Source organism: Dehalococcoidia bacterium (genome assembly GCA_041649635.1).
Lineage (GTDB): Bacteria > Chloroflexota > Dehalococcoidia > E44-bin15 > E44-bin15 > JAYEHL01.
Genome location: JBAZMV010000007.1, coordinates 22,922 through 46,321 on the forward strand (window position 1 = coordinate 22,922; position 23,400 = coordinate 46,321).

General features: G+C 52.2%; 20 protein-coding genes. 9 read left to right on the forward strand and 11 right to left on the reverse strand.

Features of this window, described 5'->3' with window-relative positions:
• Positions 1–22 precede the first annotated feature (22 nt).
• A complete protein-coding gene (locus WC562_09220) occupies positions 23–1,168 on the forward strand; it encodes an acyl-CoA dehydrogenase family protein (GenBank protein MFA5056326.1) in 1,146 nt (381 codons plus the stop codon).
• Between the two features lie 336 nt (positions 1,169–1,504).
• Positions 1,505–1,723, forward strand: coding sequence for a NifU family protein (locus WC562_09225; GenBank protein MFA5056327.1), 219 nt, complete (start codon positions 1,505–1,507; stop codon positions 1,721–1,723).
• A 21-nt stretch (positions 1,724–1,744) separates the two neighbouring features.
• Here the strand turns inward: WC562_09225 and WC562_09230 are convergent, their stop codons facing one another.
• Positions 1,745–2,422, reverse strand: a complete 678-nt coding sequence (locus WC562_09230; GenBank protein MFA5056328.1) for a SprT family zinc-dependent metalloprotease — start codon at positions 2,420–2,422, stop codon at positions 1,745–1,747.
• Between the two features lie 193 nt (positions 2,423–2,615).
• On the opposite strand from WC562_09230, the gene katG reads away from it, so the two are divergent.
• The 3 genes from katG (at position 2,616) to WC562_09245 (ending at position 7,110) form a co-directional block, all read left to right on the forward strand.
• Positions 2,616–4,811, forward strand: a complete 2,196-nt coding sequence (gene katG, locus WC562_09235) for a catalase/peroxidase HPI (GenBank protein ID MFA5056329.1) — start codon at positions 2,616–2,618, stop codon at positions 4,809–4,811.
• Positions 4,812–4,903: 92 nt separating this feature from the next.
• Complete coding sequence (gene prxU / locus WC562_09240) at positions 4,904–5,602, forward strand: thioredoxin-dependent peroxiredoxin (protein ID MFA5056330.1); 699 nt, start codon at positions 4,904–4,906, stop codon at positions 5,600–5,602.
• A gap of 101 nt (positions 5,603–5,703) precedes the next feature.
• On the forward strand, positions 5,704–7,110 hold the full coding sequence (locus WC562_09245; protein ID MFA5056331.1) for a DUF1295 domain-containing protein: 1,407 nt from the start codon (positions 5,704–5,706) through the stop codon (positions 7,108–7,110).
• 13 nt (positions 7,111–7,123) lie between these two features.
• Here WC562_09245 and WC562_09250 read toward each other — a convergent pair whose 3' ends face one another.
• From WC562_09250 to WC562_09265, 4 genes are read right to left on the reverse strand one after another with little or no spacing between them, the layout of a single operon-like run.
• Entirely contained in the window at positions 7,124–7,906 is a 783-nt protein-coding gene (locus WC562_09250; protein MFA5056332.1) for an alpha/beta hydrolase, read from the reverse strand.
• Between the two features lie 51 nt (positions 7,907–7,957).
• Positions 7,958–8,590: a bifunctional 4-hydroxy-2-oxoglutarate aldolase/2-dehydro-3-deoxy-phosphogluconate aldolase gene (locus WC562_09255; protein MFA5056333.1), complete on the reverse strand. Its 633-nt coding sequence runs from the start codon at positions 8,588–8,590 to the stop codon at positions 7,958–7,960.
• A gap of 10 nt (positions 8,591–8,600) precedes the next feature.
• A complete protein-coding gene (locus tag WC562_09260) occupies positions 8,601–9,554 on the reverse strand; it encodes an aldolase catalytic domain-containing protein (protein MFA5056334.1) in 954 nt (317 codons plus the stop codon).
• Positions 9,536–9,763, reverse strand: a complete 228-nt coding sequence (locus WC562_09265) for a hypothetical protein (GenBank protein ID MFA5056335.1) — start codon at positions 9,761–9,763, stop codon at positions 9,536–9,538. Before WC562_09265 ends, WC562_09260 begins: the two co-directional genes overlap by 19 nt.
• Before the next feature lie 331 nt (positions 9,764–10,094).
• On the opposite strand from WC562_09265, the gene purL reads away from it, so the two are divergent.
• Positions 10,095–12,296, forward strand: coding sequence for a phosphoribosylformylglycinamidine synthase subunit PurL (gene purL, locus WC562_09270; GenBank protein MFA5056336.1), 2,202 nt, complete (start codon positions 10,095–10,097; stop codon positions 12,294–12,296).
• 138 nt (positions 12,297–12,434) lie between these two features.
• Complete coding sequence (locus WC562_09275; GenBank protein ID MFA5056337.1) at positions 12,435–12,572, forward strand: DUF5679 domain-containing protein; 138 nt, start codon at positions 12,435–12,437, stop codon at positions 12,570–12,572.
• Positions 12,573–12,710: 138 nt separating this feature from the next.
• Here WC562_09275 and WC562_09280 read toward each other — a convergent pair whose 3' ends face one another.
• The 6 genes from WC562_09280 to WC562_09305 all read right to left on the reverse strand — a co-directional run bounded on the left by WC562_09280 (position 12,711) and on the right by WC562_09305 (position 20,648).
• Positions 12,711–13,904: an acetyl-CoA acetyltransferase gene (locus tag WC562_09280; GenBank protein ID MFA5056338.1), complete on the reverse strand. Its 1,194-nt coding sequence runs from the start codon at positions 13,902–13,904 to the stop codon at positions 12,711–12,713.
• Between the two features lie 14 nt (positions 13,905–13,918).
• A complete protein-coding gene (locus WC562_09285; GenBank protein MFA5056339.1) occupies positions 13,919–15,370 on the reverse strand; it encodes an OB-fold domain-containing protein in 1,452 nt (483 codons plus the stop codon).
• Positions 15,371–15,473: 103 nt separating this feature from the next.
• A complete protein-coding gene (locus tag WC562_09290) occupies positions 15,474–16,646 on the reverse strand; it encodes a CaiB/BaiF CoA-transferase family protein (GenBank protein ID MFA5056340.1) in 1,173 nt (390 codons plus the stop codon).
• Positions 16,647–16,686: 40 nt separating this feature from the next.
• Complete coding sequence (locus tag WC562_09295) at positions 16,687–17,613, reverse strand: 4Fe-4S binding protein (GenBank protein ID MFA5056341.1); 927 nt, start codon at positions 17,611–17,613, stop codon at positions 16,687–16,689.
• Positions 17,614–17,701: 88 nt separating this feature from the next.
• Complete coding sequence (locus tag WC562_09300; protein MFA5056342.1) at positions 17,702–18,718, reverse strand: NAD-dependent epimerase/dehydratase family protein; 1,017 nt, start codon at positions 18,716–18,718, stop codon at positions 17,702–17,704.
• 55 nt (positions 18,719–18,773) lie between these two features.
• Positions 18,774–20,648: an aldehyde ferredoxin oxidoreductase family protein gene (locus WC562_09305; protein MFA5056343.1), complete on the reverse strand. Its 1,875-nt coding sequence runs from the start codon at positions 20,646–20,648 to the stop codon at positions 18,774–18,776.
• 479 nt (positions 20,649–21,127) lie between these two features.
• On the opposite strand from WC562_09305, the gene WC562_09310 reads away from it, so the two are divergent.
• Together WC562_09310 and WC562_09315 are read left to right on the forward strand one after the other, a co-directional pair.
• Positions 21,128–21,550 carry a hypothetical protein gene (locus WC562_09310; protein MFA5056344.1) on the forward strand — a complete coding sequence of 141 codons (423 nt, stop codon included), beginning with the start codon at positions 21,128–21,130 and terminating at the stop codon, positions 21,548–21,550.
• Positions 21,551–21,696: 146 nt separating this feature from the next.
• Positions 21,697–23,388: an NAD(P)/FAD-dependent oxidoreductase gene (locus WC562_09315; protein ID MFA5056345.1), complete on the forward strand. Its 1,692-nt coding sequence runs from the start codon at positions 21,697–21,699 to the stop codon at positions 23,386–23,388.
• Positions 23,389–23,400: the final 12 nt, after the last annotated feature.

A 23,400-nucleotide genomic window follows, 5' to 3' on the forward strand; every position in this document is an offset into this window, starting at 1 on the left:
CGATTGAAGGGAAGGAGGATGCATGGATTTTAGTTTCACAGAAGAACAAGAAATGTGGCGCACTATGATGATGGACTTCACCGAGAAGGAAGCCGGACGGGAATATACCCGCATGTGCGACCAGGAAAAGCACTACCCGCAAGAGCTGTGGGAGGCCGGTAACAAAGAGGGATTCCTCGGATTGCTCATTCCTAAAGAGTGGGGCGGCATGGGCTCCGGCGCCATTATGTACGCCATATTCATGGAGTGCCTGGCGAAATACAGCTACGAGATGGCATCGCTGTTCAGCGTCCCCATGTTCTGCGCCATGAACCTAGTGGAGCACGGCACAAAGGAGCAGCAGGATCAATACCTGCCGCCATTCGTCAAGGGCGAGCAGAGGTTTTCCGTAGCGATAACCGAGCCCGAGGCCGGCTCCGATGCCTCAGCCGTTGCATGTCAGGCTGATGATAAGGGCGACCACTTCGTACTCAATGGCCAAAAACAGTTCTCCACCGCGGCGCACCTGCCAGGCAACATCGTCTTCATGGCAGTGAAGACCGATAAGAACGCCAAGCCCGCCCGAAACGGCATCAGCGTGCTGCTGGTACCCAATGACGCCCCGGGCATAGAAGTAAAAAGATTGCCTCTAATCGTCAGGCGTGCTATCGGCACCTGCTCTATATTCTGCGGCGACGCCAAGATTCCTAAGAAGAATCTTGTTGGCGAGTTAAATGGAGGATGGCAAGTTCTCGTCGGCCACCTGGAGCTTGAGCGTCTTGCCGGCGCCGCGCCCAACGTAGGCGAGGCGCAGTGCTGTCTCGACGATGCCATCAACTACGCCAAGGAGCGTGTGCAGTTCGGCAAACCCATCTGCAAGAACCAGGGTATCAGCCATATGCTGGCCGATCTCCAGGCCCAGCTCGACGCCGTGCGCCTGCTCACCTACCGCGCGGCGTGGATGATAGACCAGAAGATACCATGCCGCAAAGAGGTTTCCATGGCCAAGATGATGGCCGGAGAGGTTTTCTATGCGGTGACAACGGCATCGATGCAGACCTTCGGCGGATACTCATTCCTTCCCGAGTCTGACATCGAGCGCCACTGGAGGCTGTCTAAGATGTTCTGCATCGGCGGCGGCACAACCCAGATCCAGCGCATGATCATCGCCCGCGACCTGGGCATGTAATCTCTTAACAATCGCAAACGATAAAGGCGTGTCCCCGGGGACACGCCTTTTGTTTTTATGCCATTGGACGTATGCGCCCTAATCCATCGACTCCCGTAGGGGCGGTTCGCGAACCGCCCCTACACCGATTCTAAAAGAGGTGTCCCCTGTTTACTCGCTTGGCGTGGTGTTCTTCACCGCGCCGGTACCGATATTGGTTGTTGAAGGTGAAGAACACCTTCAACAGCATTGCATCCTGACAATTGACGATTAGAGACTTAAGTCGCATACATAATCTCTAATCACATTTAACATATATAAGTGAAAGCAGACCGTCGTTACATCAGGAGGTGCGACATGGAAGAGGAACTAAGATTGCTGATAGATGAGATAAGGCCGGGATTACAGGCTGACGGCGGCGACATTGAATTCATAGGCGTAAATGACGGCGTCGTCTCCGTGAGGTTGGTTGGTGCTTGCGGTCATTGTCCACTGTCTGCGGTAACGCTCAAGAACGGCGTTGAAAGATTCATAAGAAGGAGACTGCCAGAGGTCAAAGAGGTAGTGTCAGTATAAAGCCAGGAGGGTTTAGCGACATTAGATGACGAGCCTGTTCCCGTTCCTGTACAGCCAGCGCTTTTTCTCCTTGAAATCGGGCATCATGGAGATGACCTCCTGCCAGTAAGCGCGCGAGTGGTTCAGGTGCTTTATATGAGCCATCTCGTGTACGACGACGTAGTCGATGACGTCCCGGGGCGCCATCGCCAGACGCCAACTGAAACGCAGGCTGCCTCTGTTGTTGCACGAGCCCCAGCGTTTTTCCGCATTGGTTATGCATATCTTGCTGTACGGAATATTGTAAAGCGACGAATATTCCCGCACCCTCTTCGATATATATCTACGTGCGTACTCCCGGTACCACTCCACAAAAACATACCTCGCGTTCGATCGGTGTTCCTTCGACAATACGAACTTGCTTCCATCGAAAAGGAGCCGTGCACTCTCGATTCCATCGACGGATAGCGGATAGATCACTCCAAGATACAGGAACTTCTCTCCATCCACGAACTTCTTGGGCTCGGCGGGGATATCCATCTTATATATCTCCGCCCTCTTCTTCAGAATCCAGCGCGTCTTGCTGTCGATGGCGCTCTGTATCGCCTCAATCGAAGACCCTTGCGGCACCCGCACCACCAGACTGCCATCCCGCTTTATCTCGACGCAAAACGTATTTCGCTTTGAGTGTATTATCTGATCGGCATTCGTCTGTATCATATGGCTTCCTACGCTATGCTAATCATACCCGACACCAAGCAGCAGCTACAATATTCTAACGACATAACTTAGTAACTGAGATAAAAGTCACATACTTGATACCCCCACATTTGTATAGTACAATACAAGCCCTACAGGAGCATTTAGTACATAAAGACGATAGAAAAATCAGACCAGAATAGGAGGTAAGTCGATGACGGAAAACAGCAAGTGTCCGGTAACGGGCAGGATGAGTAAACCCATCTCCGGCGGCGGTACGTCCAACCGTGACTGGTGGCCGAACCAGTTGAACCTCAAGATTCTTCATCAGCACTCTCACAAGAGCAATCCGATGGGCGAGGATTTCAACTACGCCGAGGAATTCAAGAAACTTGACCTTGCGGCCGTGAAGAAGGACCTGAAGGCGCTGATGACCGACTCGCAGGACTGGTGGCCGGCCGACTGGGGTCACTACGGACCGCTATTTATACGGATGGCCTGGCACAGCGCCGGCACCTACCGCATGGGCGACGGCCGCGGCGGCGCGGGGTCCGGCTCCCAGCGCCTGGCGCCCCTCAACAGCTGGCCCGACAACGTGAACCTGGACAAGGCGCGCCGCCTGCTCTGGCCGATCAAGCAGAAGTATGGTCGAAAAATCTCCTGGGCCGATCTGATGATCCTTGCCGGCAACGTCGCCATTGAATCTATGGGACTCAAGACCTTCGGCTTCGCCGGCGGGCGCGTGGATGTCTGGGAGCCGCAAGAGGACATCTACTGGGGCAGCGAGGACAAATGGCTCGGCGACAAGCGCTATTCCGGCAAGCGCGATCTCGAAAATCCGCTCGCCGCCGTACAGATGGGCCTGATCTACGTCAATCCGGAAGGGCCCAACGGCAAACCGGACCCGGTCGCCTCCGGACGCGACGTTCGAGAAACATTTGCCCGCATGGCCATGAACGATGAAGAGACCGTCGCGCTCGTCGCTGGCGGGCACACCTTCGGCAAATGTCATGGCGCCGGCCCCGCGTCCCATGTGGGCCCGGAGCCCGAGGCCACCCCCATCGAGGAGCAGGGCCTCGGCTGGAAGAGCAGCTTCCGCAAAGGCAAGGGCGGCGACACGATCAGCAGCGGCCTCGAAGGAGCCTGGAAGCCGCGTCCGACCAAATGGGACATGGGCTATCTGAGAGTGCTGTTCAAATACGAGTGGGAGTTGGTCAAGAGCCCGGCCGGCGCGCATCAGTGGCTGGCCAAGGACGTCGCCGAAAAAGATATGGTGGTTGACGCGCACGATCCGTCAAAGAAGCACCGGCCGATGATGACCACGGCGGACCTTTCTCTCAAGTTTGATCCTGTTTACAAAAAAATTGCTCGACGCTATCTGGCAAATCCAGACGAATTTGCCGACGCATTCGCCCGCGCCTGGTTCAAGCTGACCCACCGCGACATGGGCCCCCGCTCGCGCTATCTCGGTCCGGAGGTCCCTACCGAAGAGCTTATATGGCAAGACCCCATCCCCGCGGTCAATCACAAGTTGATCGGCAAGCAAGACATCGCCTCCCTCAAGGGCAAGATACTGGCTTCGGGGCTGTCTGTGTCGGATCTAGTTTCGACAGCCTGGGCGTCGGCGTCCACCTTCCGCGGCTCCGACATGCGCGGCGGCGCCAACGGGGCTCGTATCCGCCTCGCGCCGCAGAAGGACTGGGAAGTAAACCAGCCGGCCCAGCTGGCGAAGGTGCTGAAAACTCTCGAAGGTATCCGGAAGGAGTTCAATAGCACGGCCTCCGGCGGCAAGAAGGTCTCGCTCGCCGATCTGATCGTCTTAGGCGGATGCGCGGCTATCGAGCAGGCTGCCAAGAAAGCCGGCCACAAGGTGACGGTTCCCTTCACGCCGGGGCGCATGGATGCCTCGCAAAAGCAGACCGATGCGGCCTCCTTCTCAGTGCTCGAGCCTAAGGCGGACGGCTTCCGCAACTATCTCAAGGCTAAATACGCCGTATCGGCGGAGGAGTTGCTGGTTGACAGGGCGCAACTGCTGACGCTGACTGCGCCGGAGATGACGGCGCTCATCGGCGGCATACGTGTGCTGAACGCCAACTTTAAACAGTCCAAGCATGGCGTATTCACCAGGAAGCCGGGAACGCTTACCAACGACTTCTTCGTGAACCTGCTCGATATGGGTACGGAGTGGAAGCCGGTCTCCAAGGAAGCTGACGTATTCGAGGGGCGCGATCGCAAGACGGATAAGGTCAAGTGGACCGGCACCCGCGTCGATCTGATCTTCGGTTCTAACTCACAACTCCGGGCCATAGCCGAGGTCTATGCGTGCAAGGACTCTCAGGAGAAGTTCCTGCACGACTTTGTAGCGGCCTGGAATAAGTTGATGAACCTTGACCGCTTCGATCTCTCCTGATCGCAATAAATCCGAAGATATTAGGACAGCGTCGTTATCGTTATAAGTAGAATATAATGGCACTAGAACAAAAATAACGAAAGGAGGAGATTATGGCAGAAAAAGACGGCTGTGTCAAACCTGTGAAGGGGCCGCTCCTGCCCTCAGCCGAATCCACAAGTGGAGCGCAAGCAGCACCGGTGAAGGAGGTTAACAAGATGCAGGTACGTGTTGGCGGAGAAGCCATTGATTTCGAGGCCAGCGCCTTTATCGAGGGCAAGGGCTTCAAACCGGTCAAACTCTCCGATTATAAGGGCAAGTGGATAATCCTCTGTTTCTACCCGGGAGATTTCACCTTTGTTTGACCGACGGAACTGGCGGCGGTCGCCGCCATGTACAAGGAGCTTAAGAAGCTCGATGTAGAAGTCCTTTCGATGAGCACGGACAGCCGCTTCGTGCACAAGATGTGGCAGGAGGAGGAGCTGTCGAAGATGGTTAAGGGCGGCGTGCCCTTCCCCATGCTGACTGATGCGGGCGGCAGAGTCGGCACAATATACGGGGTCTACGATGAGTCCGCCGGTGTGAATATCAGGGGCCGTTTCATAATAGATCCGGATTTTAAGATAAAGGCCATGGAGGTGCTCACGCCCGAGGTGGGACGCAATCCCAAGGAGCAGATAAGGCAGATAAAAGCGTTTCAGCACGTGCGCGCCACCGGCGAGGTGATGCCTTCAGGATGGGAGCCCGGTCAGAAGACTCTGAAACCGGGGCCGGACCTGGTAGGTAAGGTCTGGAAGGTGTGGAAACCCTAGTAAGCGAATCCGTTACGTCGTCGACGATGTAACGATTCATCTACAAACGATAGAGGGGCAGTTGTGCAAACTGCCCCTTCTTTTATTGACTGATCCCGGTTTTGCTGATAATATACGCCAACAAGCATATGGATAACCCGCTAATAAAAAATAAGAACCTTGGAATCGCCTTTCTCCTGGTAACGCTGGCCTACATTGATGCCGCCATCGCCGCCTTCCTCATCGGATGGGCTACAGGCGACAGGCATCCCATCCTCATCGCCTTCACCGCCGATATCGCGGCTACACTAACTATCTATGCATTGGCCCGGCTCTTCCGCAACGCCAGCTTCTACGACCCGTACTGGAGCGTCGCGCCGGTAGCTATAGCGGTGTTCTGGGTAACAACCTCTGCCGCGACGGTATCCTCCTGCCGCCCATGGATAGTAATCGCACTTGTAGTTTTATGGAGCCTGCGCCTCACCTGGAACTGGGCGCGCGGCTGGCGCGGCCTGCAGCACGAGGACTGGCGCTACGCCGACATGCGGGCTAAATACAGCCCGAAAAAACGCTTCTGGATGGTCGAGTTGGTAGGCATTGAGCTAGTGCCAACGCTGGTAGTTTTTCTCGGATGCCTTTCCCTATATCCCGTACTCGCCGATGCGACGAGAACGCTATGGTGGCCGGACTACATCGCAGCTATAGTCACCGCTGCCGCTATACTAATTGAGACCATGGCCGACGAGCAGATGCTGCGATTTGTTAAAACCAGGAAGCCCGGCCAGATTATGGATAAAGGGCTGTGGAGATACTCCCGCCATCCCAACTACTTCGGCGAGATATCATTCTGGTGGGGGCTCTACTTCTTCGGTCTGGCCGCCAACCCATCCTACTGGTGGACCATAGCGGGGCCGGTCGCGATAACTATGCTGTTCCTGTTCATCAGCATACCCATGATGGACAAGCGCAGCCTTGAGCGAAGGCCGGAGTACGCGGAGCATATGAAGAAGACATCAGCGCTGGTGCCACGACAAATTAGACAGCCAGACAAAAAACAAAATGACATAGGCCCATTTGAACCACTTGAAACTGGTATGAGTTTTTTCCTTTTCTCAATAACGATAATTAGTATAGGTGATCAAGCTTCTTGGTGGATTCGACCAATGGAGGGACTAACCCTAGGATTATCGCTTTGCTTACTAGTTACGGTAGGACTGAACTACATAGACAAAGGACTACACTGTATAGGCAGGTTCTTTCCTAATAAATTAAATCCTCAAAGCTTCATTATAAAGTTCCGAGAAATGGTAGGAAAATGGAATGACTATATACACCATTTGACTTCTCCCTCTTTGAAAATCATCTACGGAGCCCTTTTTATTGCATCTTGGTTTTTAATATTGACTGACATCAACTCAACCGGAAGAGCTATTATCGTATACATTGGGTTTGCTTGGTTTTTAATATATTCCATAAATTCATGGCTAGAGTTATTTGGTGTTAGAATTAAGAATACCAATAACGATTGAATACAAAGTTAGATTACCCTAGCTCCCCCCTCACCAGCTCGTAGAACCTCCCCATGGCCTCTCGCTCGATCCACGGCAGGTGACCGCAATGCTCAAGCATGATGAAGCGGAAATCCCTGAGCACCTTTGAGAGGGGCTCGCGCACGCCCTGGGCGGGGTGGGGATCATGGTCGCCGTGGATGGCGATGACGGGGCATTTGATCCTCTTTCCCATCTTCAGAAGCTCGCCGCTCCTCCGGAGGTTCAAGGCATCGCGCCACACGCCTTCGTGAATATCGAACCGCACCTCCAGAATCTCAGTATCGAGCGTTATCGGGTCATACGCATCGCCTCTGGTAAACAACTCGCCTAGACGTTTCAGCAATCTGTCCTTGTCACCAACAGTGTCATCGTTTAACTCTTTCACCAGCGAATACACCTCACGCTTGGCTTCCGCATCCAGACGGCTCAGTCGTGTCTTCTGTATGCCGGCGGCATAGCGGTCATCGAACACAGCGCTGCCCACCATGATTAGCTTTTTCACCAGCGCCGGATACCGAGCGGTGAAGATATAGCTGAGCATAGCGCCCCATGACGAGCCGATGAGAACGATGGGAGGATTTCCATGCGTTTCGATTATGTCATGCAGCTCCGCGACCTGCCCGTTGAGCGTAGCCGCGGTCTGGAGCGGCTCGAGCACGCCGCGGTCGCGCGAGAGCTCGCGGGCCACCGGCGCCATCTGCCCGGGCGCGCCGGGGCCGCCGTGGATGACGGCTATACCGTAAGGGGCTGCGCCGTAGGTCCGCAGATTCTTCATACAGTCTCCGGTTCGATACCACAAACCCGATTAAGAAACGAACGAGGCCGTTCAGCGGCCTCCGTGATATGCGGAGATAAGGGCCTTGATACTCCTGCCGATGGAATCAAAATCACCCGCCTTGAGCCATTCCTCGCGGAACACGCTGCCGCCGAAGGCCACAGCCGAGACGCCGCAATCGAAGTAAGAGCGGATGTTTTCCGGCGTGACGCCGCCGCACGCCATTAATTCGATGCTGTTGAATGGCCCCTTGATCTCTCTTATATACTCGGGACCGAGCAGATTCGACGGGAAGACCTTGACCATGGTAGCCCCGGCAACCCACGCGTTGTATATCTCCTGCGGAGTTAGCGCGCCGGGGAACACCGGTATCTCATTATCGCGGCAGTATTCTACGACATCGTATATAAGCATGGGTGAAACGATGAATCCGGCGCCTGCATCGAGGGCTAGTTTCATATGCTCGGAAGTGACGACTGTTCCCGCGCCTATCATCAATCGACCATGGGCACACTTAACGGCACACCTTATCAGATCGGGGGCGCCCGGTGTGTTCATGGTGACCTCGATGGTCTGTAAACCTGACGATACAGCCGTTTCCACAATCGAATCAATGGAGTCAGGCTGCACGCCGCGCAATATCCCCATCAAGGGCAGAGCGCGGAATCTGTCGAGGTCCATCATTTCTTACCGCCTATTCAACCTGCAGGCTGCTGGTCAAGCTGTCGTAGAACTGACGATAGTTTTCTTTCTCATCGCTGTTTCGTAGCGCGATAGCCGCCCGGGGATGCTCGTTAAGCATGCCTGCTATGGCATGAGGAATGATATACCCCCACTCGATCTTTTGCCTTAATGGGATGAACTGCGTAGAGATAAGATCCAGCACAGGACGTATATCGAATTTAGGATTGTTTAGAAACCCCAGAAGTAGTTCCAGCGGGCAGTTGCCCGCAGCCCTGCCGATACCGTACACCGTGGCGTCCAGGAAATTGGCATCGTGGATTATCGCTTCGATGGTGTTGCCGAAGGCAAGCTGCTGGTTATTGTGGCCGTGAAACCCGACCTCCTTGTTTTTCAGATACTTCTTACATCGCTTGACCAGCTCCTCCACTGTTTCCTGATACAGCGAGCCGAAGCTGTCAACGATATAGACCACCTGAACCTTGCTCTCCTCCTCAACCTGTTGCAACGCCTCGTCCAGCTCCGGGCCGCGATCCCTTGAAATCGCCATAATATTCATAGTGGTCTCATAGCCTTTATCGGCGAAATGATTAACCAGATATATCGCCTTGTCGATATCCTTCACGTACGTAGCTACCCTGATCATGTCCACCGGCGACTCGGCAGCCGGCGTCACCTCATCCGGATTCACCCGGCCGACATCCACCATCGTCGCGATCTTGGTCTTGGATTCTATCCCATCGACGGCGCGCTTGATAACATCATCATCGCAGAACTTCCACAGTCCGAATTTCTCTGTCGAGAAAAGCTCCTTGGAATTCTTATACCCTATCTCCATGTAATCGACCCCCGCATCGGAGACCGCCTTGTAAACCCCGCGCACGAACTCTACATCAAAGTCATGATCATTTATAAGCCCGCCGTCACGTATCGTGCAATCAAGCACCTTTATTTTTTCTCTGTACATTCCCCTGCTTCCTTCCGTCTCTCCTTAACCCATTTAACGTAGAAAAATACTGCTACAACCGCATATAAAATTAATACGATAAAGTACCATATAATCACAGAGCGGTCATCGGACATCCTGCCGATGTACCTCAAGGCAACGAGGCCCTGAAGCAGCCCAGCGACAGCAAAAACCGCCATAGCTCTTAATAGTCCGGTCGAGATTTTCATAACTTATCCTTCAAGAATCGAAACAGCCATATTCCTCCCCTAAATAATAGCACAAGTATGCTGTATGTTGAATACGAACATCACAATGAAAACGGCTGCTGGAGTCGACAAAACACCTGCCTCGATAAAAACAGCCGCGCCCTCCATATGACAAATATATACTGCGATAATGGCCCTGGGTATCGCGATAGAATAATAAAGTCAGCATAGGCAAAATCCCCCTTGCGCCTTTCCGTATTGCTAGTGTCCTCGGCCTGCTGTATCATCTTATGATATAGAGTAACCGCGAAACGAGGATGATCGGGAAAGAAGCTAAGATAAGGAGAAAAGAGTGGCAGAGAAAAAAATGAACTTGAAACTGGCAAAAGAACTGGGCCTTAGTGCTGATGAGTATAAGCAGATTCAGACGCTATTGGGTCGGAATCCCAACTATACGGAACTCGGCATGTTCTCTGCGATGTGGTCCGAGCATTGTTCATATAAGAATTCAATCAAGGTACTGAAGAAGCTCCCCACCACCGGCAAGGGCGTATTTCTCACCGCAGGTGAAAACTCGGGCGGAGTATCTATCGACGACGATTATGCCGTGGTGTTCAAGGTTGAGTCTCATAATCATCCCTCAGCGGTTGAACCTTATGAAGCCAGCGCCACGGGCGGAGGCGGATGCATACGGGATATCTTTACCGTCGGCGCCCGCCCACTGTTTCTTTTAAGTTCTCTGCGATTCGGCATGCTGAGCGATAAGCGAACTAAGTATCTGTTTAAGGAGATAGCCCGCGGTTTTACCGATTATGCCAACGCGGTCGACCTGCCCGCCATAGCAGGCGAGGTATATTTCGATCCATCGTACCAGGGAAATCCTCTGGTAAATGCTATGGTTGTCGGCCTGCTGAAGAAGGAAAACATCGTAAAAGCACGAGCGTCAGGCATTGGCAATCTGGTTATCATCGCCGGCGGCCGTACCGGGCGGGACGGCGTCGAAGGAGCCAGCTTTGCATCATCGGGTCTGGATGAGAGCGCAAAAGAGAGGAAGGGCGCCGTAGCAATCGGTGACCCCAAGATAGGCAAGAAGATACGTGAGGCATGCCTTGAGATCGCCGAAAAGAAACTTGTCGTCGGCATGCAGGACATGGGTGCGGCAGGCATCGTATGTTCAACGGCTGAGACCGCTTATAAGGCAGGTACCGGCATTGAGATAGACATAGCGCTTGTCCCCCGCAAAGAAAAGGGAATGAATCCGTACGAGATCATGCTTTCCGAATCCCAGGAAAGAATGCTGCTCATCGTAGCGCCAAAGAAACTAAATGCTGTCAAGGCTGTTTTTAAAAAGTGGAACGTTGAGTTCAGTGTGATAGGCAAAGTGATAAAAGGCGGTGTCCTGAGAGTAAAAGAGGATGGCAAGGTTGTAGCTGAGGTGCCGGCCGAAGCCCTGGCCAACGGGCCCAGATACGACAGGGAATCAAGCGAACCCAGGTACTTGAAACAAATCAGAACGCTGTCTCTATCTAAAATAAAGGAACCTAAGGACTACAATAAGACCCTCCTGACGCTGCTCTCTTCACCAACCCTAGCTTCCAAAAAATACATCGCAGAGAAGGTGGATCCAAAACTGACTTCGTCACTATGTGTAAAAGGCGGCAATGATGCCGGCGTCTACTACTGTAAGCAAATGAACAAGGCTATCGCGGCCACCATCGACTGCAATGGGCTATATTGTTACCTCGATCCCTTTATGGGTGCCCAGATCGCCGTCGCGGAAGCGTCTCGCAATCTCGTCTGCTGTGGAGCGCGGCCGCTGGCGGTGACGGATGGTTTGAATTTCGGCGACCCCTTTAATCCCGAGATTTACTGGCAATTTGTAAAGTCAGTAGAAGGCATCACCAAAGCCTGCAAGTATTTTGGACTGCCCGTCATTAGCGGCAATGTGAGCTTCAATAATGAAAATCCAAAAGGTGCCGTATATCCTACACCCGTCATCGGCATGGTAGGAATCGTCGACAATGTTAAGAACGTCACCAGCAGCGATTTCAAGAAAGAGGGAGACGTAATTCTACTTATCGGTCGGAACAAGGAGGAAATCGGCGGGTCGCAATACCTCAGCATTATACATGATCTCCGGAAAGGCACGCCTCCGACCTTGGATTTGAACAGAGAAAAGAGTGCGCAGGATGCTGTGCTGGAAATAATCGGACAGCGTCTGGCATCCAGCGCACATGATTGCTCCGACGGAGGACTGGCCGTTGCTTTGGCAGAATGCTGTATCCTTGGCGGAAACGGTGCCGTAATCACAATAAAGGACAAGATGCGAACCGACGCTCTTCTTTTCGGTGAATCGCAGTCCAGAATCGTTATCAGTACCGCCCGTAAGAATCAGGAGAAGATCAAAACTATATGCAAGAAGTTCCATGCACCATGCATTGCTATCGGAGAGGTCAAGGGAGACTCACTAGTTATCAACAACTCGATCAAGGTTAAAGTCGCAAGGCTTCAGGAGGCCCATGGCAAAGCAATACCTAAAGCAATCCAATCGTAGAATATAATGATTTATCGGGTTTTTATAGTGCCTCTGAAGAGTACTTCAAATACGGAAAAACCGAAAGTAGCGTGTAAACCTATTGACAGTTTCATTTGTACGTGCTAGTCTCTTGGCAAATTCCAATAGGAGGTAGAGATGCAGGCTTATTGTATGAAGTGCCGGAAAAAGGTAGAGATCAAGAACCCCAGACAGATCAAGATGAAGAACGGTCGTCCTGCTACACAGGGGACATGCGGAAGCTGCGGCACAAAAGTATTCCGAATCGGCAAGTAATTCCTACTCCATCAAAAACAGCTTTATCAAACAACAAAGCGCCATAGCCCATGAGGTATGTGGCGTTTTGCTGTTTTTGTTAACAAAAAAGAGCGGCCTGCTTTCCAGCTAGGCCGCTCTTTAACTTGCTTTAGTCGATTACTCAGGTAATCCAACAATAGAGCAGGAAATGACGCACGCCATCGGCATGGAGCCAAGGTTGTGGGTCAAACCAAGCTTCGGGTTCTTGATCTGGCGTTTACCAGCCTTGCCAAGCAGCTGCAGATACATCTCGTACATCATACGCAGACCTGTGGCGCCAACCGGGTGACCGAAACACTTCAGTCCGCCATCGGGTTGAACCGGCAAGCCTCCATCCAGATCGAAGAAGCCACTCTCGATATCCTCTTTCATATGTCCGCGCTTGCTGAACTGGAGGTCCTCCATCACGATGGCCTCGGTAATGGAGAAACAGTCGTGCACTTCAGCCATGTCGATCTCCTCGCGGGCATTCTTAATCCCGGCCTCTTTGTAGACGTTTATCGCCGCGCGTGTGGTTTCCTCGGTATGAAGGAAGTCATACTCCGGCTTCACCACGCCCTCGGCGGGGCCGACGCACATCTGGATACCTTTGATGGTGATGTAATCTCTGTTCTTCTTGAACTTCTTGGCATCCTCAGCCCTGACCACGATAGCCGCAGCGCTTCCATCGCTGACGCCGCAACAGTCGAAAAGTCCTAACGGCCAGGCGATGATTGGCGCATTGATTGCCTGCTCAATGGTTATCTCCTTATGGAAATGCGCCTTCGGATTCATGTTGCCATTATGGTGGCTCTTCATTGAGACATGGGCCAGCATCTTCCTGCCGTCATCGGGTTTGATGTTATAGTGATTGAAGTATCTCGTGGCCAGCATGGCGAAGATCGCCGGCGCGGTTGTAGTGATTCCGCCGACGCCGGCTGTGCCTGGAGGCGATACGGAGACCAGTCCGGCAAATCCCATGTCCTTTAATTTTTCGGCGCCTATCGCCAGTCCGACATCGATCACGCCGGAGGCAACGGCATACGCGCAGTTGCGCAGGGCATCGGTGCCTGTGCAGCACATATTCTCCACCCTGGTTATCGGTTTGTATTGCAGCCGGAGGCCGGCAAGGCCGAGACCCGACATGCCGGAGACTTCCTGCCAGTTACCGATCCAGGCCGCATCTATATCTTTGGGCTCGATGCCGGCATCCGCATACGCATCGTAAGCGGCATCCACCATAAGATCGGAGACGCTCTTGCCCCATAGCTCACCGAACTTGGTGCAGCCCATTCCAATTATGGCTACTCTATCTTTAATACTCTGTGCCATTTCGTCCTCCTTTCTTATCCCCTCACCGGTCTTGCTTTCCAGTGGTAGTTATGGATACCGCGGTCATAGTACAGTTTTCTGAACACCATCTCCACAGGCATCCCGACTTCGACTTTCTCAGGATCGCGGTCCGTCAGATCGAACATGCCGCGGCCGCCGCCATCGAAGTCTAAACATACCGGAGTTGCCGGCGGATCGATAACATCAGCCAGCAGGTCAAGCGAGTATGAGAATAGCTTAGCCTTCTTATCGGAGAACTTGTAATCTTCGAAATTGTCCTTCGTCTGGCAATAGTAGCAAACGCGTATCGGGGTCATGCCGCCGATGCCGAACGGCAGCTGCCACATTACATGGCCGCAGGTAAGACACTTCTTACCGTAGAGACACAGCACTTCTTTGCGACTGCGTTTCAGAGCCGTCAGCGACGCGAAAGGTATCTCCGGCCGTCTCGCGCGCTCGATGGTCACGATACCGCGCCAGCGCAGATAGCTGTAATACGGAAGCATCCTCTTCGAGGCCATATTAGACTTGATGCCGCGATGCGCTTTGGCCTTTTTCTTACCGATTGCCTCGGTGCATTCAATCAGGAACGCATCGGCACCGTTGCCGTACTGGGCGAGCAGAATCTTGTCGCCCGGTTTGGCATCCTCCAGTGCGGCAACCAGCATCATCATGCCCATAGCGGCGCCGCAGGTGCCGACAGTCATGAAGAAGCAGTCCTGTACCTGACCGAAGCCGAAACCGCATTCTACCAGGACCTTACCGTGCCTTCTCACGTCCATGGGCGAGTTGATAACGGCCTTTGTAATGTCCTTAGGCTCAAGCTTTGCTTTTTGCAAGAGTCCCTTGATCGCCTTCGGAAGCTGATCCGAATATCCTTCGTCAAGCACCTGGCGGTCCTCCCATGTGCGAACGTAATGATCGACATCAGCCCGCCATTCGCCTGCGTATTCGTCCGAAACAGTGTAGCTCTCTTTTATGATAGCGATCGGGTCTTTATCGCCCAGCAGCAAACAAGCGGAACCGTCGCCGTACATGGCCTCGCCCTGTCCCGCGGGAGCGCCCATGCGACAATCGGATGCCACTACCAGCATGTTCTTTACCGAACCCGCCTTGACCGCATCAGCCGCCGCCATGAGAGCCGACGTGCCGGCCCTCAGCGAGTTGGTGAAGTCAGCGGTGCGGACAGCCTCCTTCATATCAAGTGCCGTAGCAATGATAGTGGAGCATTGCTTCTCTTTATACGGAGAGCAAGTGGTGCCTAAGAACAAGCCGTCGATCTTCTTGGGATCGGCACCGGCCAGGCAATCATTCGCTGCGTCCCAGGCCATAGTTACCGCATCCTCATCGTAGCTGGCAACCGCTTTCTCTCCGGGAATCGGGAATCCTCCCCATGCCTTGTAGAATTCCTCCCGACTCACTCGATGATACGGGATATAAGCGCCATATGAAATTATCCCTACCATCAATACACCTCCTTTTTTATTTGACTAACAGCATATTTCAGTTTAAGAGGCATTTCGACCATGCCTGCATAAACACTGTGCCCAATTATAAAAAAATCGGCCCTTAGCCGATTACCTCCGCCTTGCGCAACTCCGCGATCTTCGCATCATCGTATCCAAGCTCGCGCATTATCTCATCGGTGTGCTCGCCGAACTTTGTGCTCCAATTCCGAACTTTCATCGGTGAATCCGACAGCTTATGCATCGAGCCGACCTGCTTCACCTTGCCGTGCACCGGATGGTCGCTTTCCATTATCATTTTACGCGCGATGAGGTGCGGATCATTCTCCAGTTCCTCAACATCAAGTATGGGCGCTACACACGTATCCTTCTGCTTAAGGATGGACACCCACTCATCACGCGTCTTGGTCAGGAACTTCTTACGGAAGGCTTCAAACATCTCCTTGCGCTTCTCGCCCTCATCGAACTCGTACGGAATAAATTCATCTAATCCGAGCAACTGACAGAGATTGCCGAAGAACCACGGTTCGAGCGCGCCGATGCTGATATACTTGCCGTCCTTGGTCTCATAAACGTTGTACCAGGGGAAATGCCCGGTGAACATGGTGTCACCGCGTTTAGGCGCACCGCTATGACTGAATATGTACGGGTTGATCTGCATGGACGTCAGCTCCACAACGGCATCCGTCATCGACATATCGATGTACTGGCCTTTACCAGTAACCCCCCTCGACACCAGAGCAGCCAGGATGCCGATCGCCGCCGACATACCGCCGGTGAAATCACCGATGACGGACCCCGGCAGCGCCGGCTTGCCGCCTGCCTGCCCTGTGAGTCCGAGCAAGCCGCTGTAAGATATATAATTGATATCATGCCCGACCATATCGCGATACGGCCCGTCCTGGCCGTAGCCGGACAACGAGGCGTAGACGATCTTAGGATTTATCTGCTTTAATGTTTCGTAATCGACACCGAGACGCTTGACTACGCCGGGCCTGAAACCTTCCATGACCACATCGGCGGACTTTACCATGTCCCTGAAGACCTGTTTGCCGGTATCCGACTTAAGATCGAGTCCCATATTACGACAATTCCTCAAGCCGGGACGCGAGGAGTCGAAGAGCATCATTACCGGCCCGCCACGTTTCGCCGGATTGGCATCGAAAACCTTGATGATATCGGCGCCCAGATCTCCCAGCATAAACGAGCAGAAAGGGCCCGGGCCAAGCCATGCCAGATCGAGTATCTTTATACCTTCAAGCGCTTGAGGCGACATCGTAATTCCCCTTTAAAATTAAGCTAATCTGCCGAATATACTATTTAGCTGTATTCAGCTTCTTTAATTCATCAAGATCAAGCGGGTCGCCTTTAGACGGGTCCCGCACCAGTTTAATAGCGCCGATCGGACAAACATCCTCACAGACACCGCAGCCCATACACTTTTCCACATTAATCTCAGCTACCTGATCACCCAGCGTAATAGCGCTGAAACGGCAAGTGCCATCGCAGCTGCCACAACCGTTACAATCATCACTGACAGTGGCGATATAGCCCGAGGATGCGATTATAGGAACCATCCCGCCGAGCATGTTCCACATTTTTATCCCTAGGCAACAGCAGTCACAGCAGTTACATATTGCAAAGAACTTGTTTCCTACATCCTTTTTGAAATACGCGCAATGCACATCGCCGCGTTTGTGCGCATCCTCGATAACCTTAACCGCCTCCTCCTGCGTAATCTTGCGGAACAACGGATTCTTCTCTCCTATGAATGAAGCGAAAGGATCGCCGATGAAGAGACAAACATCCTGCTTCCCAGGGGGAAGGCATGGATTGGGCGAGGCCGCGCGGCAGGCGCATACCCCCACCGCTATCGACTCCGGGTTTTCCAGTACTATATCCCTTGCAACTTTGTACGGAATAACCTGTTCTGGGGGGCATATATTCAACGGCTCTTTCTGAGTAACCAGCTTGACCGCGTCTTGAATTTTCACCACCTTACCGTGATAAAAGCTGGTCTCCAATGAAAGAGCTGTTTCTGCGATGCGCTGAACACCGGCCTCAATCAACTCATCTATGCCGGCTTCCGGCAACTCGGTGCGATCCTTGGGAGCCTGCCCGGCTATTTTAATGGCGTGATAAAGAAAATCATCGATGTACTTCATGTAGACATAGGCTGAAAAGAAGTCACTTTTGTTCTCCATGGGATAGGAATCGTAGAGGGCCTTTGTTACTGGATCCATAATTTCCCCCTTTTCACAAAGATAACGGGGCGATTATCTTCCCCGTTATCCAGTTTACATTATTTTCTTCAATTTTCCAACGGTCTGCTTACTGCCGTTTCTTTTTCTTCTCCGCTTTCCGCCACTCAATATACTGCCGGCAGCCCTCCTCGATCGATATCTTGGGTTGCCATCCCAGCTCTTTCCGTGCTTTAGTGCTGTCGATATACATGCCATCCCTGACAAATTTAATGTCGGAACGCGTAAGGAACGGGGCATCCTCGGATCTAATCAACCTCCCCCACATCTCCATAACCGCAGCCGAAGCGTACACAAGACCAAGCGGAATAACTATCTTTAATTCGGATTTCCCCGCAGCCTTAGCCATAGCATTAACAAAATCACGATAGGTTACTACGCCCTCAGGTGAAATATTGTATATTTGCCCCCCGGCCTTTTCGTTTATCGCCGCCAGTATGACGCAATCCGCAACATCGTGTACGTGTACTAATGCCGTCTTGGCCATAGCATTGCCCGGCAATACAGGGAACATCTTCACATAGCGATATATCCGGTCGGTAAGGAGTCTGCAGCGAGGGCCGTATACCATACAAGGCCTGACCACCGTAGCGTTTATCTTACCCTGCTTATGGTAATCAAGCACAGTTTGCTCTGCCCTGGCCTTTGCACAATCGTAGAACATCTCGCGGCTGGGCTTTTCGATATTCAGGTAAGGAGCGCTTTCATCCGCAGGTTTTTCAACACCTATTGCAGCATCACCCACAACAGTGCCGGAACTGACGTAAACAAACTTCTTAACCCCTGCCGCAATGCTGGCATTAAGTATGTTCTCAGTTCCTTCAACGATACATGATTGAAAATCCTTCCACTGGCCCCACCCCGGCAAGACCCTGGCTGCAGCATGAATGACTACGTCCATGCCTTCGGCTGCAGCTACCAGACTATCGTAATCCTCCACATCACCGTAAACGATTTCGGCACTAGTTGTCTTCAGATGCTCTATGTTAGACGTCTTGCGCACCATGGCACGCACCTGATGTCCCTGCTGCGCCATTCGCTCGACAAGATGTCCGCCAAGCAATCCTGTTCCGCCTGTTATAAGCACTTTCGTAACGCCCTCCTAAACACAAGATTTGTTACTAAGCCTATAAATCACCATGCTATTGATAAAGCTTGCCCGCGAGATCACCAAGTCCCAGCCTGCTCAACGTCTCCTTAGTAGGACGCCCATCGGCAGCAAGCCCTCTAGCAGGATAGAATTCCTTTAACATCAGTTCCAGATTCGGCGCCGAGCCGGCTGCACCACCGTCAGTATTCGGAGTAAGTAACCGCTTGGGTAACATATCATCAGCAGCTGTAATACCCATAAGATTGCATAATCCCCTCTTCATATGCCAGATCCGCTCTCCGCATTCCCTTATTTCCTTGAAAGCATAATCGAACCCTGTCACGGCATTTAAGATACCGGCTATACTTTCTCCATTGAGCGTCTCAACCACCATATAGCAGATGGTCATTGCGTTATAGATAGCGCCCAAGTCCTGACCGTTCTTCACAATAATCGCCGCGCCCTCATTCTGCTTTGTGTTGACCCCGAAATTGATATCGACATCCGGCCAGGCAAAAATCCCTGTGCCGATACTGTAAGAGGGATCGCTGGTATGGCAGGCGCCTCTGGACCCCGTTGCATACGCAAGACCAAGCAGATAATTAGCCCTGGGATCGTGTGCGGGAACTTCCATGCCTTTTACTTCAATGGCAAATTCTGAAGCACCCTTCCCGATTTTCTCCGCAGCTCTCTTTGAACCTTCAGCCAGCAGATCACCAAAGCCCTGACGATTCGCGATCATTTCTATCACTTTGACAACCGTTACATGATCTCCCCACTTGAACTCAACGCCTCCCGTATCTGCCGCAGTCAGGATGCCCTGTTCAAAACAGTCCATGACCATCGCTATAGTACTGCCACATGATATGACATCCATACCATAGTTATTACACAGATCATTCATCCTAATAACTGCAGCCATGTCCCCGATCATCAATGAGCTGCCCAATATAGCCGCCCCTTCATATTCAGGTCCCTCCGCTACTTCCCCCTGATAGGGCCCTTCAGGAATAGTCACATGCCGTTTACAGCCCACCATACAGCCATGGCATGAAGTGTTACCAATATAGAACGGCGGCCCGCTCAGTTTTCCTCCATCGATTTGCGAGGCAATAGCCATGTTATCGCCTTGAGCCCAGTTCTTCGCCGGCAGGTCTCCCATCATAGCGCTGATACCAAGAGCGGCGTTTGTGCCCTGCGCGCCGAGGACCTGACAGATAATGCTATCCTTCGCCTTTTGGAGGGCTTCTTTTCGCAACTCGTTGAATTTCTCCTGATCGACTAAGCCTATCTTGCCGCTTCCGCGTACAACCACGGCCTTGAGCTTCTTAGATCCCATCACCGCACCCATGCCGCATCTGCCGGCAAAATCCTTCTTGTCGTTGCAGACGCAGGCAAATCTGACGAGCTTCTCTCCGGCCACACCAATCGATAACACCTTAACCGGTTTTTTCGCTTCCTGCCGCTCATGCCGTTTCTTTAAAATATCATCTATTTCCTGCGTATTCTTGCCCCACAAATCCGAGGCATCTTTAATCTCGACTTTACCGTCTTCTATTAATATATATACAGGCTTGTCCGAAGCTCCTTCAACTATAATGCCATCCCATCCGGCCTGTTTAAGTTCCGTTGCAAAAGTACCTCCGCTGTTGCTTTCCCCAAACATATTGGTGAGAGGCGACTTGGCACAGATTGAAAATCGAGCCCCGCCCGGCACGCTCAGTCCGCTTGTTGGCCCTGTTAATATGAAAAGGGTATTTTGGGGAGATAGTGAATCGACCTTAGGATCAACCCTGTCGAACATAAGCTTTGCGCCTAACCCGCTGCCCCCGATAAATTTACGAATGATATCCTTGCTTACTGTGGAATTTGAAATAGAACCTTTACTGAGATCGATTTCCAGCATTTTACCCTCAAAACCTGCCATCATGCTCTCCTTTCATTTAAATGAAACTACGTGAGGATCGAGACTTAATTCCGCTAGATGCCCTGCCAGAAAGCAAATATATCATCTATTTTTAGTTGATGTCAAGGCAAAAAATATATATTTCATAAATAGTCTTTGATTTTAGAAATACGGCCCTTTTTCAATACAAATCACACTCAGACCATTACAAATGATTCCTGAATACATTTTGAATAACATTATCGACATTTATGGATATAACGATAATCCACCAACCAGAACATAGTTTGAACAGTGAAGCGACTGGACTGTTGACTTTGGCATGAGAAAGTGGTAAAAATGCTTTCTGCGGCCACCATTTTTGATTATTCATATAATGTCCTAAGTTGTATATCTTTTGTGGATTAAAATAAGACTTGATTTTCATTTCTAGATGTGATACTTTTCCTCGCAGCGTGTCATAAAATAGGCAAATTTAAGCAGAATTAAAGGGAGGTTCTATGGTAAAGTTTTTCACCAAGGAAATGTCAGACCAGACCGAGCAGATGATCAACACTGACGCCGCGATCAAGGCCAAGCTTAAAGGTGTAACCCTCAAATTCATCCTACTCGTAACCGATTGCCCCGGCAATGAAGATCGCCAAATGAAGATAGGTTTCGATAACGGAAAACTAGTGGAAAATACCCTTGTTATCAAACCTGCCCCCAGTGATCTAAGAACTGAAACGCTTGACAAAGCATACGCAGCCAAAGTAGTCGGACCATATGAAGTAATGGTGCAAGTATCCACCAAGAAGCTGCCGATGCTTGCAGCCCTTGGCTCGATGCGCATAGAGGGTGATATGACAGCCTTGATAGCTAATATGACAGGTATGACCACCCTCTTGGACATCCAGGGCAGTCTGCCCGGTCTGGAGTTCTAGGATATATGGAACGGAAGTCTTATAGCCGAAGATGCGCGCTTTAGCATCATCATCGTTAACGGGCAAAACATCGGCTGTACCGGGACAGGCCAAGGCAACTTAATAATGAATCAACCGACCTATAACAATTAAGGAGGGATGAAATAATGTCAACCGATATCAACACTAGAATATCAGGACCGTTTCAAGAGTTCCCGGATGTAAGCGAATGGGACGCCGTCATCATCGGCGGCGGACCCAACGGCCTTATCTGCGCCGCATACCTGGCCAAGGCGGGCATGAAGGTCTGCCTCGTCGAGCGCAGGTGGGAAGTCGGCGGCGGCCTCAGCACCGAAGAGATCCTTTTCCCATGCTACTACTCCAACGTGCATATCATATATCATATGATGGTCGACTACATGCCGGCCATCAAGGATTTCAATCTCGATAAGCACGCCATCAGCTGGGTTAAACCAAACTCCCAGACCGCTATGGTCTTCGATGACGGCTCCTCTCTCCTGATGTCCAACATGGCTGCCGATACCAAGGACTCAATGAGTAAATTCTCGCAGAAGGACTCCAATACCTACGGCCACATGATTCGTAAGTGGAACAAGATCACTAACGAGATCCTGGTCCCTTGCACCTACCTGCCGGCCATCTCACCCATCGACTCGCAGATAATCCTGGAAAAAACCGAGGTCGGCAGTGAAATGCTCGAGATGATGGAGATGGCTCCGATCGATATCATCAACGAGCACTTCGAGAACGACAAGATCCGCGCAATGCTCCTGTACATGACCTGCATGTGGGGCTGCGATCCCCGCGAGAGCGGCATGGGCTGGTATGTAGCCCTGCAGATGTCCCGGGGCATTAATAAGTGCTACTGCTACGGCAGCTCCCATAAGCTCGCCGGCGCCTTCGAGCGCGTTATAGTGGAAAACGGCGGCCTCGTCCTGGAAGCCGCCGCCGCCACCAAGATCATCATGGAAAACGGCAAGGCTGCCGGCATAGAACTGCAAGAAGGACGCACGCTCAAGGCCAAGGTCGTTATCTCCAGCCTCGACCCGCAGACCACCTTCCTCGACTTTGTCGGAGAGAAGAACCTGCCGGGAACGCTGGCTGAAGCCTTCAAGGGCTGGGTCTGGGACAAGTGGAGCTTCCATACCCTGCACGTTGCTTCCATGCAGCCTCCCGTCTACAAGAAACTGGATAAGGACGGCAAGCCGGTCAGGGGCTATGACCCGTGGGTCAACGAAGCCTTTATGACGATCTTCGGCGTCGAGGGCGAAGACCAGTTGCTGGCGCACTGGGATAACGTGGTCGCAGGTAAGATCGACCTGAAGAACTTCTGCGGACATGCCACTTGCGAAACCATCTTCGATCCCCACCTGACCAGATGGCCGGGCAGACACGTGTCTTTCTTCCAGATGCACGCCCCTTATAATATCGAGGGCGGCTGGGCCAAGCGCGAGCCGGAACTCAACCAGGCCATACTCGATAAGTGGGAAAAGGTGGCTCCGGGCTTCACCAAGAACAATAATATACAAAAAACGAACGGAGAGACTCCGGAGGATATCGAAATACGCTTCCCGAACATGCGCAAGGGCTCCATTAAGCACGGAGACTATATCCCAACACAGATGCTTACCAACCGCCCGCATCCGGATTGCTCGGCCCATAAGACCCCGATAGAAGGGCTCTACCTGTGCGGCGCCTCAGTCTACCCGGGAGGCACCCTGCTGGGCGGTCCGGGTTACCTCGCGGCCAACAGGGTAGCCGAGGACATGGGAGTTAAAAAATGGTGGAAGCCTACCGCTGAAATGGAGAAGTTTACTAAAACCTACCTTGAAAAGTAACCTTTTACAATA

Excerpts from the sequence above, each read along its gene's own strand:
- WC562_09220 (MFA5056326.1), top strand. The coding sequence starts at position 23 with ATGGATTTTAGTTTCACAGAAGAACAAGAAATGTGGCGCACTATGATG.
- WC562_09225 (MFA5056327.1), top strand. The coding sequence starts at position 1,505 with ATGGAAGAGGAACTAAGATTGCTGATAGATGAGATAAGGCCGGGATTA.
- WC562_09230 (MFA5056328.1), bottom strand. The coding sequence starts at position 2,422 with ATGATACAGACGAATGCCGATCAGATAATACACTCAAAGCGAAATACG.
- katG (MFA5056329.1), top strand. The coding sequence starts at position 2,616 with ATGACGGAAAACAGCAAGTGTCCGGTAACGGGCAGGATGAGTAAACCC.
- WC562_09250 (MFA5056332.1), bottom strand. The coding sequence starts at position 7,906 with ATGAAGAATCTGCGGACCTACGGCGCAGCCCCTTACGGTATAGCCGTC.
- WC562_09255 (MFA5056333.1), bottom strand. The coding sequence starts at position 8,590 with ATGATGGACCTCGACAGATTCCGCGCTCTGCCCTTGATGGGGATATTG.
- WC562_09260 (MFA5056334.1), bottom strand. The coding sequence starts at position 9,554 with ATGTACAGAGAAAAAATAAAGGTGCTTGATTGCACGATACGTGACGGC.
- WC562_09265 (MFA5056335.1), bottom strand. The coding sequence starts at position 9,763 with ATGAAAATCTCGACCGGACTATTAAGAGCTATGGCGGTTTTTGCTGTC.
- WC562_09275 (MFA5056337.1), top strand. The coding sequence starts at position 12,435 with ATGCAGGCTTATTGTATGAAGTGCCGGAAAAAGGTAGAGATCAAGAAC.
- WC562_09280 (MFA5056338.1), bottom strand. The coding sequence starts at position 13,904 with ATGGCACAGAGTATTAAAGATAGAGTAGCCATAATTGGAATGGGCTGC.
- WC562_09285 (MFA5056339.1), bottom strand. The coding sequence starts at position 15,370 with ATGGTAGGGATAATTTCATATGGCGCTTATATCCCGTATCATCGAGTG.
- WC562_09290 (MFA5056340.1), bottom strand. The coding sequence starts at position 16,646 with ATGTCGCCTCAAGCGCTTGAAGGTATAAAGATACTCGATCTGGCATGG.
- WC562_09295 (MFA5056341.1), bottom strand. The coding sequence starts at position 17,613 with ATGGATCCAGTAACAAAGGCCCTCTACGATTCCTATCCCATGGAGAAC.
- WC562_09305 (MFA5056343.1), bottom strand. The coding sequence starts at position 20,648 with ATGGCAGGTTTTGAGGGTAAAATGCTGGAAATCGATCTCAGTAAAGGT.
- WC562_09310 (MFA5056344.1), top strand. The coding sequence starts at position 21,128 with ATGGTAAAGTTTTTCACCAAGGAAATGTCAGACCAGACCGAGCAGATG.
- WC562_09315 (MFA5056345.1), top strand. The coding sequence starts at position 21,697 with ATGTCAACCGATATCAACACTAGAATATCAGGACCGTTTCAAGAGTTC.